Raw genomic sequence first — 13706 nt, 5'->3', positions numbered from 1 at the left:
GTGACTGACACGGTCGACAAGATTCCGGCGCCAGCGGTGCCGCCGGAGCAGATCAAGGCCATCCCGGTCCGCCACTACGGCCGCTGGGTGGCCGGCGCCGCCGTCATCGCCGTCCTGGTGCTGATCGGTATCGCCTTCTCCAACGCGAACATCAACTACAGCATCATCCCGGACTACGTCACGGACGGCACCATCCTGTCCGGCGTCTGGCACACGCTGTACATCTCGGTGCTCGCGATGGTCCTGGGCCTGGTCCTCGGCATCATCCTCGCGGTGATGCGGATGTCCTCGAACCCGGTCACCAGCACCGTGGGCTGGCTGTACGTCTGGTTCTTCCGCGGTACTCCGGTGCTGGTGCAGCTGCTGCTCTGGTACAACCTGTCCCTCGTGTTCCCCATCCTCAACCTGGGGTTCTACAAGGACGAGATGAACCAGGTCATGACGCCGTTCCTGGCGGCGCTGCTGGGTCTCGGCCTGAACGAGGCCGCGTACATGTCGGAGATCGTCCGGGCCGGCATCCAGTCGGTCGACGAGGGCCAGACCGAGGCCTCGCACGCGCTGGGCATGACCAGCGGCCAGACGCTGCGCCGGGTGATCCTGCCGCAGGCGATGCGGGTGATCGTGCCGCCGACCGGCAACGAGTTCATCAACATGCTCAAGACCTCGTCGCTGGCGTACGCGGTGCAGTTCAACGAACTGATCAAGCGCGCCCAGGACATCTCCAGCACCTCGCTGGCGGTCGTGGAGATGTACTTCGTCGCGTCGATCTGGTACCTGATCCTCACCAGCGTCTTCAGCGTCGGCCAGTACTACCTGGAGCGCCGTTACGCCCGCGGTTCGACGCGCAACCTGCCGCCGACGCCGTTCCAGCGTCTGCGCAAGAACCTCCGCCTGTTCGGTTCGTTCCGCCGCCCGGAGGTGGCCCGATGACCGGTCTCGCCAAGGACATCACCCCGCCGAGCAGCGGCGCGCCGATGGTCAAGGCCGAGGGCGTGCACAAGTCGTTCGGGCTGGCGCACATCCTCAAGGGCATCGACCTGGAGGTGCTGCCGCGCGAGGTGTTCTGCCTGATCGGCCCGTCCGGTTCCGGCAAGAGCACGTTCCTGCGGTGCATCAACCATCTGGAGAAGATCAGCGCCGGCCGGCTGTACGTCGACGGTCATCTGGTCGGCTACCGCCAGCACGGCGACAAGCTCTACGAGCTGAAGGAGAAGGAGGTCGCGGCGCAGCGGCGGGACATCGGCATGGTGTTCCAGCGCTTCAACCTCTTCCCGCACATGACGGCCCTGGAGAACGTCATGGAGGCGCCGGTCCAGGTCAAGCGCGAGTCCAGGGCGGTGGCCCGGGAGCGGGCCGAGCGGCTCCTCGACCGGGTGGGCCTCGGCGACCGCAAGGGCCACTACCCGGCGCAGCTCTCCGGCGGCCAGCAGCAGCGCGTGGCGATCGCCCGCGCGCTCGCCATGCAGCCGAAGCTGATGCTCTTCGACGAGCCGACCTCCGCGCTCGACCCGGAACTGGTCGGCGAGGTCCTGGACGTGATGCGGGACCTCGCCGAGGACGGCATGACGATGATCGTCGTCACCCACGAGATGGGCTTCGCCCGCGAGGTCGGCGACAGCCTGGTCTTCATGGACGACGGCGTGGTGGTCGAGTCCGGCCACCCGCGCGACGTCCTGACCAACCCCCAGCACGACCGCACGAAGTCGTTCCTGTCGAAGGTGCTGTAGCAGGACTACGGCCGACGCCAACCCAAGGGGCGGTACGACTCTTGTCGTACCGCCCCTTCGGTCCCTCTACTTCACGGCGAGCAGCAGCGTGTCCGAAGGCGAGCACCACACCGCCCGGGCCTCCCCGAACCCCTTCTCCCGCAGCACGCGCGCGTGCCAGGCCGCCGGGGGCATGTCGCCGTCCGCGTGCTCGCCGTAGATCTCGAACCGGCGGGCCGTCGGCCCGGCCAGTACCGGGTCCTGCGCGGCCAGCTGCCACCACTCGGCCCAGTCGAGCGCCCCCGACCCCTTGGCCTGATCCATGCGGAGATGCCGCTGCGCCCGTTCCGCCGCGTTGATCCGGGGCGTGCTGTCGTCGATCATGTGGTCCGCGTTCATGAAGACACCGCCGTCGCGGACGAGTTCCGCGACCTGACCGTAGAGGGCCGCGAGGGGTTCACTGTGCAGCCAGTGCAGGGCCGTGGCGGTCAGGACGGCGTCGTAGGAGTCGTACGGCAGCCTCGCGCGCCACTCGGGGTCCTTGAGGTCGGCGGTGACGAACGTGGCCCGCCCGTCGCCCTCGAAGGTGCCCTCGGCGATGGCGAGGAGGGCCGGGTCGAGGTCGACCCCGACGCTCACCGCCGTCGGGAAGCGGGCGAGCAGCCGGGCGGTGATGCTGCCGGTGCCGCACGCGAGGTCGAGGATCCGAGGGGCCGTACCGACGAGCGCCTCGACCATGTCGAGCATGATCCTGAAGCGTTCCTCGCGGTCCGGCATGTACCACTCCTGCTGCCGGTCCCAGCTCCTCTGCCAGGCACCCCAGTCGGTCCCGGTCGTGGTCGTCTGCGCGTCCGTCATGGCAACCCTCCACCGCACAAGTCCCGTAATACCCTGGAAGCACGATCGGCTGTTACCCGACCGCACCACTGACCGTAGAGCACCCTCGTAAGGACTACAAGTGGAACTGGCCTATTACTCGGACTACGCCGTCCGGCTCGTCAACAGCGAGGAACCGGCCCGCGGCAAGGACTCCCTGACCTCGGTCGAGGCCGTCCGCGACCTCTTCGGGGTCAACGCGTCGGCGGCCCGCCGCACCACCGACGCCGATGTCACCCGCTTCCGCTCGGTACGGGCCCGGCTGCGCGCGGTCTTCGAGGCGGCCGACACGGGCGACGAGACGCTGGCCGTGGACCTGCTGAACTCACTGCTACTGGAGTTCCCGGTGTCGCCGCAGATCTCCGGCCACGACCACCGGGACGAGGACGACCGCCCGCTGTGGCACATGCACCTGGCCGACCACCCCTCCAACGCCACCGCCGGCTATGCGGCGATCGCGGCGATGGGCCTGGCCTTCCACCTCACCGAGTACGGCGTCGACCGGCTCGGCCTGTGCGAGGCCGCGCCGTGCCGCAACGCCTATCTCGACACCTCCACCAACCGCTCCCGGCGCTACTGCTCGGACCGCTGCGCGACCCGCGCCAACGTGGCCGCCTACCGGGCCCGCAAACGCCTGGAGGCGGACCGGCCCGACCTGCCCGAGCGGTCGGCGAGCACCGGGCGGGCCGCCGAGAGCGCCCAGCGCGCCAGTGCCAGCGGCGAACGCTGACCGGCCTTGAGCGGCCGCCAGCGGAACAGGGCGCGGCCGAGGATCAGCTCCTCCGGCACCGTCCCGTAGTCCGTACTGTCCCCGCCCGCGTACGCGTTGTCCCCGAGCACCCACCAGCCGCCCTCGCGCGGCTCCACGGCCCGCTTGACGACCAGCAGGTCCTGCTGGAAGGGGTGGCGCAGGACGACGACGTCACCGGCCCTCACCCTGGCCCCGTACCGCACCAGGAGCTGATCCCCCTGGTACAGCGTGGGCACCATCGACGGGCCGGTCACCTCGGCCAGTCCGAAGGGCGCGGCGCCCCTCCCCCGCTCGGTCTCCTGCGACAGCTCCGGCATCGCCGGCACCTCCCCGGTCCGTTCCTCCACCAGTCTCAGTCTGACCCTGGACTTTTGTCCGAAGCCCATGGGGGCACTCGCGAAATCAGGCTTCCCAGGGAGTAATGTCCCACCTGAGAAGACGATCACGAGGAAGGAATGCTCCATGCTTTCCCGCCTGTTTGCCCCCAAGGTCAAGGTCAGCGCGCACTGCGACCTGCCCTGCGGTGTGTACGACCCGGCCCAGGCCCGCATCGAGGCGGAGTCGGTGAAGGCCGTGCAGGAGAAGATGGCCGCCAACGACGACCCGCACTTCCAGGCTCGCGCCACCGTCATCAAGGAGCAGCGAGCCGAGCTTGCCAAGCACCACGTGTCGGTGCTCTGGAGCGACTACTTCAAGCCCCCGCACTTCGAGAAGTACCCCCAGCTGCACGTTCTGGTGAACGACACCCTGAAGGCCCTGTCCGCCGCCAAGGCGTCCACGGACCCGAAGACCGGCGAGAAGGCCCTGGAGCTCATCGCCGAGATCGACAAGATCTTCTGGGAGACCAAGAAGGCCTGATCTTTATTCATGCCTTCTGACCTGCGATTACTTTGGTTGCAGTGTCTCCGAGTCCGCACCCGGTCCGCAGGCCGCCGAGAACGGCGTCCATGACGGATCGGGTGCGGTCTTCTTCACCCGGCCACAGGTGCGCGTAGACCCGCAGCGTGATGACGGCGGACGCGTGGCCGAGGACCGTCCAGCTCTACCCGGTCGGCACCGCGCCACGGAACATGAGGTCAACTCGTGCCGGACCCCGCACAAGAGCCCCCGGAGCAGCCCGGGCTCTGGCAGGTGAAGATCGCGCTCGTCGCCACGGCTGCTCAGCACGAGGAACTGATGGACCGGATTTCAGACCTCCTGTGCCCCGACCCGAACCATGACGGGCCCTGCCCCATCCCATGGGGCATGCACAGCGTCAACGAGGACTCTCTCTCGCGACGGCAGCGCGAGGCGCTGTTGACGGAGATCAAGGAGACCAACTGGAATCCCGTAGAGGGCGATTAACCAGAGGGCGCAGGACGGGAGTTGGCGACCTGCCTGAGTCAGGTTTGGATCTCGTCCACCACCAGATCTCATCAGTCCGCACCCAGTCCGCAAGACACCCATCAAGACCGTCGCACCCCACGCCCCGGATCGGATCCCCCATGTCCAGTTCCATATGGAAACCGGCCGGAGTCATCGCTCTGCTGGTCGCCACCATCATCACGGCCACGTTCCTGGTCATGGCCCTGTGGGCGGCCCGGACCCGAAGCCCCAGGCGCCAGTATCTGGAGTGGCCCTTTTCCGTTCATGTCGTCGCGGCTTCACTGCTCAGCGTGCTCATCGGCGCAGGGGCAACCGATCGAACCCCGCACTTCGACATGGACGAGCTCAGAACCGTGTCGATTCCGCTCACCACGGGACTCTCGGCTCACGCCCTCGTCCGGACCCGGCTCGCCGACAACGAGGGAAGGCAGTGGCCGACCCGCTATGTCCCGGCTGCTCTCTCACTGCTCATCGGCACCCTCGTCGCCGGTGCGACGACATACCTCGACGCCTGAATTCCGACGCCTGAACACGGCGACGAGGATCTACGGCGCAACGGCCGGGGCCCGGGCCGCGAGTTCGCCGAGCGGGTCGCCGGTCAGGCGGCACACCCGCCACTCGTCCAGGAAGTCCGCCCCGATCGACTTGTAGAAGTCGATCGCCGACTGGTTCCAGTCCAGCACCCACCACTCGAACCGCTCGTAGCCGCTGCGCAGGCAGAGCGCGGCGAGGGCGGCGAGCAGGGCCCGGCCGTGGCCGCCGCCGCGGGCGTGCGGCCGTACGTAGAGGTCCTCCAGGTGCATGCCCCGGGTGCCGGTCCAGGTCGAGAAGCGCGGGAACCACAGGGCGAAGCCCACGACCCCGCCCGTGGTGTCGTCCTCGGCGATCAGCGCGTAGGCGGCCCGGTGCGCGCCGAACAACGCCTCGCGCAGTTGCTCCTCGGTGGCCCGGGCCTGCTCGACGGCCCGTTCGTAGGCGGCGAGTTCGCTGATCATCAGGCGGATCTCGGCGATGTCGTTCTCGGTGGCAGCACGGATCATACGGAAGATCCTCGGGCACCGCGCCGAGTCGTGTCCATCCCGTTCCGAAAGCAAAGGGGCCGGCCGGAGGTCCGGTCGGCCCCCGCCCTGTTCGCCGGTGCTAGTGATGGCCCCCGTGGTCGTCCTCGCCGGCCTCCAGGAGGCCCGCCGCCGCACCCACTATCCGCGGGTCCGGGCTGCCGACGACCTCCTCGTCCTTGTTGGCGTAGTCGAAGCGGGCCAGGACGCTGCGCATGGCCTCGACCCGGGCCCGCTTCTTGTCGTTGCTCTTCACCACGGTCCAGGGCGCGTACTCGGTGTCCGTCTCGCGGAACATCGCGACCTTCGCGGCCGTGTAGTTGTCCCAGAGATCCAGCGAGGCCAGATCCATCGGGCTGAGCTTCCACTGCCGTACCGGGTCGACCTGGCGGATGGTGAAGCGCGTCCGCTGCTCGCCCTGCGAGACCGAGAACCAGAACTTCACCAGGTCCACCCCGTCGTCCACCAGCATCCGCTCGAACAGCGGGGCCTGGCGCATGAAGCGGCGGTACTCGTCGTCCGAGCAGAAGCCCATGACCCGCTCGACGCCGGCCCGGTTGTACCAGGACCGGTCGAAGAGGACGATCTCACCGGCCGTCGGCAGGTGTTCGACGTAGCGCTGGAAGTACCACTGGCCGCTCTCGCGTTCGCTGGGCTTCTCCAGCGCCACCACCCGCGCGCCACGGGGGTTCAGGTGCTCCGTGAAGCGCTTGATGGTGCCGCCCTTGCCGGCCGCGTCCCGTCCCTCGAAGACGATGACGATCCGGCGTCCCGTCTCCTTGATCCAGGTCTGCAGCTTCAGCAGCTCGATCTGCTGGAGCCGCTTGTGCCACTCGTACTCCTTGCGCTCCATGCGGGACGCGTACGGGTAGTTCTCCCGCCAGGTGTCGATCGGGGATCCGTCCGGGCGGATCAGTACGGGGTCGTCCGGGTCGCTGTAGTCGACCTTCAGGTCGGCCAGGTCGGACAGCAGGTCCGGCGTCGTCATCCAGTCCTCCTCAGCGGCTCAGTGGGTCAGGGGTCAGTGGAACTGCGGGACGATCAGGTAGATGCCGTACGCCACCACCGCCAGGCAGGCCAGGAAGCACAGCCCCGCCTGGGCGACGCCCACGCTGCTGGTGCCCCCCTGCTCCTTGGCACCCTCGTAACGGGCGAGCCCGAGGACACCGAGGGCGAAGACGACCACCACTGCGACTGTAACTCCGATGCTCACCGCGGTGACCTGCCCCAGTGAGGTCCAGTCGATACTCATGGGAACTCCCTCACTCAGGCGGCGGTGCCGACGTTGGACGGGGGCGTGGTGCGGATGGCGACCTCGTGGCCGTCGTTGACGTTCTTCGCGTCGATCGGGTTGCGACGCGACAGCAGGACGATGCCCGCCGCGAGCGCGGCGCCGACCAGCGCGACCACGACCGTGCCGAAGTTGCCGCCTTGCTTGACCGCGGCCGCGGAGATGCCGCCGACCAGCGCGGCACAAGGCAGGGTGATCACCCAGGCGGCCACCATGCGGCCGGCGATGCCCCAGCGGACCTCCGCGAGTTTCCGGCCGAGGCCCGCGCCGAGGATGGAACCGGAGGCGACCTGCGTGGTGGACAGGGCGAAGCCCATGTGGGCCGAGGTCAGGATGACGGCCGTGGAGGCGGTCTCCGCCGCGAAGCCCTGCGGGGACTGGATCTCGGTCAGGCCCTTGCCCATGGTGCGGATGATCCGCCAGCCGCCGATGTAGGTGCCGAGGGCGATGGCGAGACCGGCGCTGAAGATCACCCAGACCGGCGGGCCGGCGTCGCCCGGGAGTGCGCCGACCGAGATCAGGGTCAGGGTGATGATGCCCATGGTCTTCTGGGCGTCGTTGGTGCCGTGCGCGAGCGAGACCAGCGAGGCCGAGCCGATCTGCCCGAGCCGGAAGCCCTTGGTCACGGAGGACTCGCGGCCGCGGGCGGTGAGCTTGTAGGCGCAGTACGTCGCGATCAGCGCGGCGACGCCCGCCACCACCGGCGAGGCGAACGCCGGGATGATGATCTTCTCAAGGACCTTGTCGAAGTTGACCGCCCCCGAGCCGGCGCCGACCCACACCGCGCCGATCAGTCCGCCGAACAGGGCGTGGGAGGAGCTGGAGGGGAGTCCGACCAGCCAGGTCAGCAGATTCCAGAGGATCGCACCCACCAGCCCCGCGAAGATCATCCCGGGGGTCACCACGGCGTCGTTCACAATGCCGCCGGAGATCGTCTTGGCGACCTCCGTCGAGAGGAAAGCTCCGACCAGGTTCAGCACACCACTGATCAGAACGGCTGTCTTCGGTCTGAGCGCGCCGGTCGCGATGGACGTGGCCATCGCGTTCGCCGTGTCGTGGAACCCATTGGTGAAGTCGAAAGCAAGTGCAGTGACGATCACGACCGCCACGAGGAACGTGATGTGGTCCATTCTTTTATGCAAACAAGCGCGGACCAATTGCGTGAGAACCGGAGGCAAACGAAGGTTCAAGAACAGACCCGGTCCGTGTGGGGGATGTGCATGCCATGCTGAGGCCATGACCCTGGAGGACCTGAGGCGGCTGCGCCGGGCGCGCGACCGGATGGACCGCGAGTACGCCGAGCCGCTCGACATGACCGAGCTCGCCCGGACGGCCGTCATGTCCCCGGGGCACTTCCAGCGCAGCTTCCGCAAGGCCTTCGGAGAGACGCCGTACAGCTATCTCATGACCCGCCGGGTCGAACGGGCCAAGGCGCTGCTGCGCCGCGGTGACCTCACGGTCACGGACGTGTGCATGGCCGTCGGCTGTACGTCGCTGGGGTCCTTCAGCTCGCGGTTCACCGAGCTGGTCGGGGAGACGCCGAGCGCGTACCGGGCGCGGGACCACGAGGAGAGCACGGTGATCCCGTCCTGTGTGGCCCGTACGTTCACCAGGCCCCGTCGCCGTCCGTACTGACCAGGTCGCTTTCCGCTGCCCCGGCCCTACACTGGCCGTCAAGGTCGACACCGTTGCCCGACGACGTCTGTGCACGCTTCGGGCAAGGTCGGTGCACGCATCGGGGGGATCCTTGGCAACTGCGATCATCTCTGTCCTGAGCCCCGCCCCCGTCACGGACGCCGAGTCCCTGACCGACTGGCTCAGCGGCGAGCCGGCGCTCGCCGGCAAGGTCCGGCTGACCGGGGGCGCCCCGGCCGAGGGCCGGCTGGGCGTCCCGCTCGACACGGTGTCCGTGCTGCTGGGCGCGGGCGGCCCGCTCACCGTGCTCGCCTCCTGTCTGCGCGCCTGGATCACCCAGCCGCGCCGCAGCGACGTGAAACTGAGCGTCAGGCACGAGCACGGCCCGGCCGTCGAGATCGACGCCAGGCGGGTCAGCCGCGAGGACGTCGAACAGTTGCTGCGGCAAGCCCTGGAGGAGCGGCCGGAACAGGGCGGGTGACATGCGCCTCCCCGACCCCCACCGCTCCCGGGTCGTCCTGATCGGCGCGAGCCGCTACTCCGACCCGGCACTGCCCGACCTGCCGGCCGTCGGGCGGACCGTCACCGATCTCGCCGGGCTGCTCACCGAGCCCGCGTACCGGCTCGTCCCCGAGAGCCACTGCACGGTCCTGCTCGACGACGGCGACCTGCGCACGGTCGGCGACCGGCTGCGTTCCGCCGTCGCCGAGGCCGAGGACCTGCTGCTGGTCTACTACGCCGGTCACGGCCTGGTCGCCGGCCGCCGCCACGCCCTGTACCTGGCGCTGCCGGACAGCCGCTGGGAGGCGCCCGAGTTCAACTCCCTGGAGTACGACAAGCTGCGCGACGCGGTCCTGGACTCGCCCGCCGAGACCAAGGTGGTCGTCCTCGACTGCTGCTTCTCCGGCCGGGCCGTCGGCGACTCGCTCAGCGGTGACACCGGGCGGATCGACCGGCTGGAGGTGGCCGGCACCTACGTCCTGACCTCCGCCCAGCGCGACCAGGTCGCCCTCGCCCTCCCCGACGAGGAGCACACCGCGTTCTCCGGCCGGTTGATCCGGCTGCTGCGCGAAGGGGTGGTCGGCGGGCCCGAGTTGCTCACGGTCGACGACCTCTATCGCCGGCTGAACGCCATCATGGCCGCCGAGGGTCTGCCCACCCCGCGCAACCGGGGCGCCGGCACGGCCAGTTCGATCGCCCTGGGCATCAACCGCGCGTTCGGCGCCACCGCCGGACCCGAGCTGCGCCGCCGCCACACGGCCGCGGTCGAGCAGGGCCGGGCCGGGGACTGGACGGGGGCCGCCGCGCTGCTCCAGGAGATCGTCGACGAGCAGACCCGGATCCTGGGCGCCGAGCACGAGGACACCCTGCGCGGCCGCCAGTCCCACGCGCACAGCCTCGGTGGCGCCGGCAGCCCCGTGGAGGCGGCGGGGCTGCTGCGCCGGCTCCTGGCCGAACAGGTGCGGCTGCTCGGCCCCGACCACGAGGACACCCTGCGCACCCGGCAGTTCCTCGCCGTCAACCTCGGCGAGGCGGGACACCGGGAGGAGGCGGTCGGGATGCTCCGGGTGCTGCTCGCGGACCGGGGGCGGGTGCTGGGCACGGAGCATCCGCACACGCTGCGGACCCGGCATCTGCTGGCCCGCAACCTGGCGTTCGCGGGCGGCCGGGAGGAGGCCCTGGCGCTGCTGCGGGAGGTGGTGGCGATACGGGAGCGGCTGCTGGGCGCGGAGCACCCGCACACCCGAAGGGCCCGGGCGGACCTGGCGGGGGTGAGCCATGTACGAGAGGTTCGGTGACCGGGCGCGGGAGGTCGTCGACCTCGCCCGCGAGGAGGCACGGGCGCTCAGGCACTGGTACGTCGAGTCCGGGCATGTCCTGCTCGCACTGCTCGTCGCGGACGAGACCGAGGTCGTACGGCTGCTCGGCACCCCCGCCGAAGGGCTGCGCGCGGCGCTGACCACAGCCCTGGGCAGGGGTACGGCCGAACCGGGGGACCACCTGCCGCTGACCGGTGAGGCCACCGCCGTGTTCGAACGGGCGCCCCGGGAGGCCGACCGGCTCGGTCACCGGCTCGTGCAGCCCGTTCACATCCTGCTCGCGCTGCTGGCCACCGCGCACACCCTGCCGGCGGACATCCTCACGGAACACCAGGCCGACCCCGGGCGGGTCCGCGCGTCCTTCACCGCCCCGCAGGCCCCCGCCCTGCCTGACTCCGCCTCCCTGCTGGAGTCCCTCACCCGGGATCCGGCCGCCGGTGCCATGCCCGTCATCGGCCGCGCCACCGAGATCGACCGGGTCCTGCGCACCCTCACCCGCCGCGACCGCAGGGTCCCGCTCCTCACCGGCCCGCCCGGCGTGGGCAAGGAGGCCGTGGCCGTGGGGGTCGCCCGGGCCGTCGGCGAGGGCCGGGTACCGGACGCCCTCCTCGGCCACCGGGTCCGCGCCCTCGACCTGAGTGCCGTCCTGACCGACCCCCAGCACCGCGCCCGCGGCACCGCCCTGATCGCCGGCCTCCTCAACGAGGTCAGGGAGAGCACCGGCCTGGTCCTCTACCTGAACGGCGCCCTCACTCCCCTGCACCTGCCCGAGGGCTCCACCACCCCCCTCGGCCTGCTCCGCCCGGTCCTGGGAGCCCCGGGTGTCCTGGTCTTCGGCGACTGCGGCCCCAGGGACTACGACCGCCGGGACCCCGACCCCGGCCTCGACCGCCTCGTCCAGCCCGTCCCGCTCGAAGAGCCGCCCGCCGCCGACGTACGCGAGATCCTCCGCGCCGGGCGGGCGGGCCTTGAGGAGCACCACGCGGTGACACTCACCGACGAGGCGCTGGCGGCGGCCGCCGCCCTCGCCCACGACCACGTGCCCGACCGGGCGCTGCCCGGCTCGGCGTTCGACCTCCTGGACGAGGCGGCGGCCCTGGCCCGGACCCACGCCGCCGGCGCGGACCCACCCCCGGACGGCCCGCTGACCGTCACGGCCGCCCATGTCACCCAGGCCCTCGCCACCACCTCGGGCATCCGCACCCCGGCCCCCACCGCTCAGGCCGGCCCACCTCCCGATCACGACCCCTACGTCTGGGCCATGAGCTGAACCCATGAGCCGATCCGGCGCGGCCGGCCGTTTCCTCCTAGCCTGACCCCATGGACGTAAAACTCGCGCAGTGTTTCATCGCCGTCGACGACCATGACAAGGCCCTGGCCTTCTACCGGGACGTCCTCGGCCTGGAGGTCCACAACGACGTGGCGTTCGAGGGGATGCGCTGGGTGACCGTCGGGTCGCCCCAGCAGCCGGGGGTGGAGATCGTGCTGGAGCCGCCCGGCGCCAACCCGGACGCCTCCCCCGCCGACCGGCAGGCCATGGCCGAGCTGCTCGCCAAGGGCATGCTGCGCGGGGTGATCTTCTCCACCACCGACTGCGACGCGCTCTACGAGCGGGTGCGGGAACACGGCGGTGACGTGATCCAGGAGCCGACGGACCAGCACTGGGGCGTCCGGGACTGCGCGTTCCGGGACCCGGCGGGCAACCTGCTGCGCTTCACGGAACGCCGGGACACGTAGCAGCACCTTTACGATCCCGTCCATGACCATCCGCTGGACATACGCCTTCGCCGACCGCCCCGCCGCGCACCTCGCCACCGCCCAGGCTTTCTGGACGGCCGTCACCGGCACCTTCCTCTCCGCGCCCCGCGGGGAGAACGACGAGTTCGTGACGCTGCTGCCGGCCACCGGCGTCGACGCCTGCGTCAAGCTCCAGGGCGTCGACTCGGGCCCCGGCGGAGCCCACCTGGACCTCTGCGCGGAGGACGTGCCGGGCCTGGTGAAGCGGGCCCGGGAACTCGGCGCCGAACCGGTCGCCGAGCACGACGGCTGGGCCGTACTGCGGTCGCCCGCCGGACAGTTGTGGTGCGCGGTGCCCTGGCAGGGGGAGTCGGTACGGCCGCCGGTCGCCGCGGGCACCCGGCTCGACCAGGTCAGCCTCGACATCCCGCCGTCCGCGTACGAGACGGAGACCGCGTTCTGGGCGGAGCTGACCGGCTGGGAGCTGCTGACCGGTGCGCTGCCGGAGTTCCGGGTGCTCAGGCCACCGGCCGGGCTGCCCGTGCGGATCCTGCTCCAGCGACTGGCCGACGAACGGCCCGCCGCCGCCCATCTCGACCTGGCCTGCGCGGACATCGCGGCGACCCGGGCCCGGCACGAGGAGCTCGGCGCCGTCCACGTGGCCGACGGCCGGCACTGGACGGTCATGCGCGACCCGGCGGGCGGCGTCTACTGCCTGACCGGCCGGGACCCGGAGACCGGCGGACTTCCGGGCCGGGGCTAGCCCCAGGGCTCCACGTCCACCACGGCCGTGACCGGGATCGGCCCGTACACGTGCGGGAACTCCTCGCCGCCCGGCTCCGCCGCCTCCCACTTCACCGGTACGCCGACCCGGGCCGGGTCCACGACGAGCACCACCAGCTCGTCCGGGCCGTCGTAGGAGCCGTACAGGAAGGCGGCTATGCGCGGGAGTTGGTCGCGGGTGGAGCAGTGGATGAAGCCCTCCTCCTGGAGGGTGCGGCCGCGGGTGGACAGCTCGTAGCCGCCCCGTGCCCGGGCCTCCTCCCACAGGGAGCGCTCGGTGATGTGCAGGATGTTGGGAAGTCCGGTCATGGGAGCACGCTACGGGTCAGTGCGCAGGGCTCGCATCGTCCGATTCGGGCGGCGTGGGCGGGGGCGGGGGCGCCGGCTGCTCTTCCGTGCGGTTCCCGCCGCAGTCGGGGTTACGGCAGGGACCCGGCCTCCAGACGGGTACCCATGCCCCCAGCGTCTTGTGCCGATGCACCACACGCGCGACGGTCTGCCCGCACACCGGACAAACCTGACCCTGGCTGTCCATGTCCCCAGCGTAGGCCGAGGCCGGGCGCCCCGCCCATCAAAAACAGCGAAAAACAGTGGAATGCATCTGATAATGGTGGAAAACGCTGGAAATCGGCGGGCCCCGCACACCGTGGGGATGTGCGGGACCCGTCGGGCCGGAGCCCCTGG

19 protein-coding genes and 1 pseudogene are annotated in these 13706 nt (G+C 70.5%); 12 read left to right on the top strand and 8 right to left on the bottom strand.

Features of this window, described 5'->3' with window-relative positions; all coding sequences use genetic code 11:
- Together ACGFZQ_RS09420 and ACGFZQ_RS09415 are read left to right on the top strand one after the other, a co-directional pair.
- Entirely contained in the window at nt 1–930 is a 930-nt protein-coding gene (locus tag ACGFZQ_RS09420) for an amino acid ABC transporter permease (RefSeq protein ID WP_393839800.1), read from the top strand.
- A complete protein-coding gene (locus ACGFZQ_RS09415; RefSeq protein WP_358919137.1) occupies nt 927–1727 on the top strand; it encodes an amino acid ABC transporter ATP-binding protein in 801 nt (266 codons plus the stop codon). Before ACGFZQ_RS09420 ends, ACGFZQ_RS09415 begins: the two co-directional genes overlap by 4 nt.
- Nucleotides 1728–1793: 66 nt before the next feature.
- Here the strand turns inward: ACGFZQ_RS09415 and ACGFZQ_RS09410 are convergent, their stop codons facing one another.
- On the bottom strand, nt 1794–2564 hold the full coding sequence (locus tag ACGFZQ_RS09410; protein WP_393839799.1) for a class I SAM-dependent methyltransferase: 771 nt from the start codon (nt 2562–2564) through the stop codon (nt 1794–1796).
- 100 nt (nt 2565–2664) lie between these two features.
- Between ACGFZQ_RS09410 and ACGFZQ_RS09405 the strand changes: the two genes are divergently transcribed.
- Nucleotides 2665–3312: a CGNR zinc finger domain-containing protein gene (locus tag ACGFZQ_RS09405; protein WP_351747343.1), complete on the top strand. Its 648-nt coding sequence runs from the start codon at nt 2665–2667 to the stop codon at nt 3310–3312.
- Here the strand turns inward: ACGFZQ_RS09405 and sodX are convergent.
- A complete protein-coding gene (gene sodX, locus ACGFZQ_RS09400; protein WP_382527928.1) occupies nt 3198–3650 on the bottom strand; it encodes a nickel-type superoxide dismutase maturation protease in 453 nt (150 codons plus the stop codon). The two genes, ACGFZQ_RS09405 and sodX, sit on opposite strands and share 115 nt — an antisense overlap.
- A 145-nt stretch (nt 3651–3795) precedes the next feature.
- On the opposite strand from sodX, the gene sodN reads away from it, so the two are divergent.
- Nucleotides 3796–4191: a superoxide dismutase, Ni gene (gene sodN, locus ACGFZQ_RS09395; protein WP_055634112.1), complete on the top strand. Its 396-nt coding sequence runs from the start codon at nt 3796–3798 to the stop codon at nt 4189–4191.
- 7 nt (nt 4192–4198) lie between these two features.
- Here the strand turns inward: sodN and ACGFZQ_RS09390 are convergent.
- Nucleotides 4199–4366, bottom strand: a pseudogene (locus ACGFZQ_RS09390) (site-specific integrase); the annotation flags it as partial.
- 50 nt (nt 4367–4416) lie between these two features.
- On the opposite strand from ACGFZQ_RS09390, the gene ACGFZQ_RS09385 reads away from it, so the two are divergent.
- Nucleotides 4417–4677, top strand: a complete 261-nt coding sequence (locus tag ACGFZQ_RS09385) for a hypothetical protein (RefSeq protein ID WP_393839798.1) — start codon at nt 4417–4419, stop codon at nt 4675–4677.
- 140 nt (nt 4678–4817) lie between these two features.
- Nucleotides 4818–5213, top strand: coding sequence for a hypothetical protein (locus ACGFZQ_RS09380; protein WP_393839797.1), 396 nt, complete (start codon nt 4818–4820; stop codon nt 5211–5213).
- 30 nt (nt 5214–5243) lie between these two features.
- Here the strand turns inward: ACGFZQ_RS09380 and ACGFZQ_RS09375 are convergent, their stop codons facing one another.
- From ACGFZQ_RS09375 to ACGFZQ_RS09360, 4 genes are all read right to left on the bottom strand, one after another.
- Complete coding sequence (locus ACGFZQ_RS09375) at nt 5244–5738, bottom strand: GNAT family N-acetyltransferase (RefSeq protein WP_393839796.1); 495 nt, start codon at nt 5736–5738, stop codon at nt 5244–5246.
- Nucleotides 5739–5838: 100 nt separating this feature from the next.
- A complete protein-coding gene (gene ppk2, locus ACGFZQ_RS09370; protein WP_393839795.1) occupies nt 5839–6744 on the bottom strand; it encodes a polyphosphate kinase 2 in 906 nt (301 codons plus the stop codon).
- A gap of 33 nt (nt 6745–6777) precedes the next feature.
- Entirely contained in the window at nt 6778–7008 is a 231-nt protein-coding gene (locus ACGFZQ_RS09365) for a hypothetical protein (protein WP_393839794.1), read from the bottom strand.
- A gap of 14 nt (nt 7009–7022) precedes the next feature.
- A complete protein-coding gene (locus tag ACGFZQ_RS09360; RefSeq protein WP_393839793.1) occupies nt 7023–8177 on the bottom strand; it encodes an anion permease in 1155 nt (384 codons plus the stop codon).
- A gap of 106 nt (nt 8178–8283) precedes the next feature.
- Here ACGFZQ_RS09360 and ACGFZQ_RS09355 point away from each other — a divergent pair, with 106 nt between their 5' ends.
- The 6 genes from ACGFZQ_RS09355 (at nt 8284) to ACGFZQ_RS09330 (ending at nt 13002) form a co-directional block, all read left to right on the top strand.
- Nucleotides 8284–8682, top strand: a complete 399-nt coding sequence (locus ACGFZQ_RS09355; protein ID WP_393839792.1) for a helix-turn-helix transcriptional regulator — start codon at nt 8284–8286, stop codon at nt 8680–8682.
- Between the two features lie 112 nt (nt 8683–8794).
- Entirely contained in the window at nt 8795–9163 is a 369-nt protein-coding gene (locus ACGFZQ_RS09350; protein WP_351747365.1) for a hypothetical protein, read from the top strand.
- A gap of 1 nt (nt 9164) precedes the next feature.
- The gene (locus tag ACGFZQ_RS09345) at nt 9165–10481 is read left to right on the top strand and encodes a tetratricopeptide repeat protein (RefSeq protein ID WP_393839791.1); all 1317 of its coding nucleotides are present in this window, start codon (nt 9165–9167) and stop codon (nt 10479–10481) included.
- Entirely contained in the window at nt 10462–11772 is a 1311-nt protein-coding gene (locus tag ACGFZQ_RS09340) for a Clp protease N-terminal domain-containing protein (RefSeq protein WP_393839790.1), read from the top strand. Before ACGFZQ_RS09345 ends, ACGFZQ_RS09340 begins: the two co-directional genes overlap by 20 nt.
- Nucleotides 11773–11822: 50 nt before the next feature.
- Nucleotides 11823–12239 (top strand): VOC family protein, encoded by a 417-nt coding sequence (locus ACGFZQ_RS09335; RefSeq protein WP_393839789.1) that lies wholly within the window; start codon nt 11823–11825, stop codon nt 12237–12239.
- A 22-nt stretch (nt 12240–12261) separates the two neighbouring features.
- A complete protein-coding gene (locus tag ACGFZQ_RS09330) occupies nt 12262–13002 on the top strand; it encodes a VOC family protein (RefSeq protein ID WP_393839788.1) in 741 nt (246 codons plus the stop codon).
- On the opposite strand, the gene ACGFZQ_RS09325 is transcribed toward ACGFZQ_RS09330, so the two are convergent.
- On the bottom strand, nt 12999–13331 hold the full coding sequence (locus ACGFZQ_RS09325; RefSeq protein ID WP_351747374.1) for a DUF952 domain-containing protein: 333 nt from the start codon (nt 13329–13331) through the stop codon (nt 12999–13001). The genes ACGFZQ_RS09330 and ACGFZQ_RS09325 overlap by 4 nt on opposite strands.
- Nucleotides 13332–13706: the final 375 nt, after the last annotated feature.

Source organism: Streptomyces sp. NPDC048254 (assembly GCF_043201895.1).
In the GTDB taxonomy this organism is placed as follows: domain Bacteria; phylum Actinomycetota; class Actinomycetes; order Streptomycetales; family Streptomycetaceae; genus Streptomyces.
Note: the sequence above shows the minus strand (reverse complement) of the source record. Positions and strands in the feature narration are given on the sequence as shown.

Bases quoted from the DNA above. Each gene is read 5' to 3' on its own strand.
- ACGFZQ_RS09415 (WP_358919137.1), top strand. From the start codon at position 927: ATGACCGGTCTCGCCAAGGACATCACCCCGCCGAGCAGCGGCGCGCCG.
- ACGFZQ_RS09410 (WP_393839799.1), bottom strand. From the start codon at position 2,564: ATGACGGACGCGCAGACGACCACGACCGGGACCGACTGGGGTGCCTGG.
- sodX (WP_382527928.1), bottom strand. From the start codon at position 3,650: ATGCCGGAGCTGTCGCAGGAGACCGAGCGGGGGAGGGGCGCCGCGCCC.
- sodN (WP_055634112.1), top strand. From the start codon at position 3,796: ATGCTTTCCCGCCTGTTTGCCCCCAAGGTCAAGGTCAGCGCGCACTGC.
- ACGFZQ_RS09380 (WP_393839797.1), top strand. From the start codon at position 4,818: ATGTCCAGTTCCATATGGAAACCGGCCGGAGTCATCGCTCTGCTGGTC.
- ACGFZQ_RS09375 (WP_393839796.1), bottom strand. From the start codon at position 5,738: ATGATCCGTGCTGCCACCGAGAACGACATCGCCGAGATCCGCCTGATG.
- ppk2 (WP_393839795.1), bottom strand. From the start codon at position 6,744: ATGACGACGCCGGACCTGCTGTCCGACCTGGCCGACCTGAAGGTCGAC.
- ACGFZQ_RS09365 (WP_393839794.1), bottom strand. From the start codon at position 7,008: ATGAGTATCGACTGGACCTCACTGGGGCAGGTCACCGCGGTGAGCATC.
- ACGFZQ_RS09360 (WP_393839793.1), bottom strand. From the start codon at position 8,177: ATGGACCACATCACGTTCCTCGTGGCGGTCGTGATCGTCACTGCACTT.
- ACGFZQ_RS09355 (WP_393839792.1), top strand. From the start codon at position 8,284: ATGACCCTGGAGGACCTGAGGCGGCTGCGCCGGGCGCGCGACCGGATG.
- ACGFZQ_RS09345 (WP_393839791.1), top strand. From the start codon at position 9,165: ATGCGCCTCCCCGACCCCCACCGCTCCCGGGTCGTCCTGATCGGCGCG.
- ACGFZQ_RS09340 (WP_393839790.1), top strand. From the start codon at position 10,462: ATGTACGAGAGGTTCGGTGACCGGGCGCGGGAGGTCGTCGACCTCGCC.
- ACGFZQ_RS09335 (WP_393839789.1), top strand. From the start codon at position 11,823: ATGGACGTAAAACTCGCGCAGTGTTTCATCGCCGTCGACGACCATGAC.
- ACGFZQ_RS09330 (WP_393839788.1), top strand. From the start codon at position 12,262: ATGACCATCCGCTGGACATACGCCTTCGCCGACCGCCCCGCCGCGCAC.
- ACGFZQ_RS09325 (WP_351747374.1), bottom strand. From the start codon at position 13,331: ATGACCGGACTTCCCAACATCCTGCACATCACCGAGCGCTCCCTGTGG.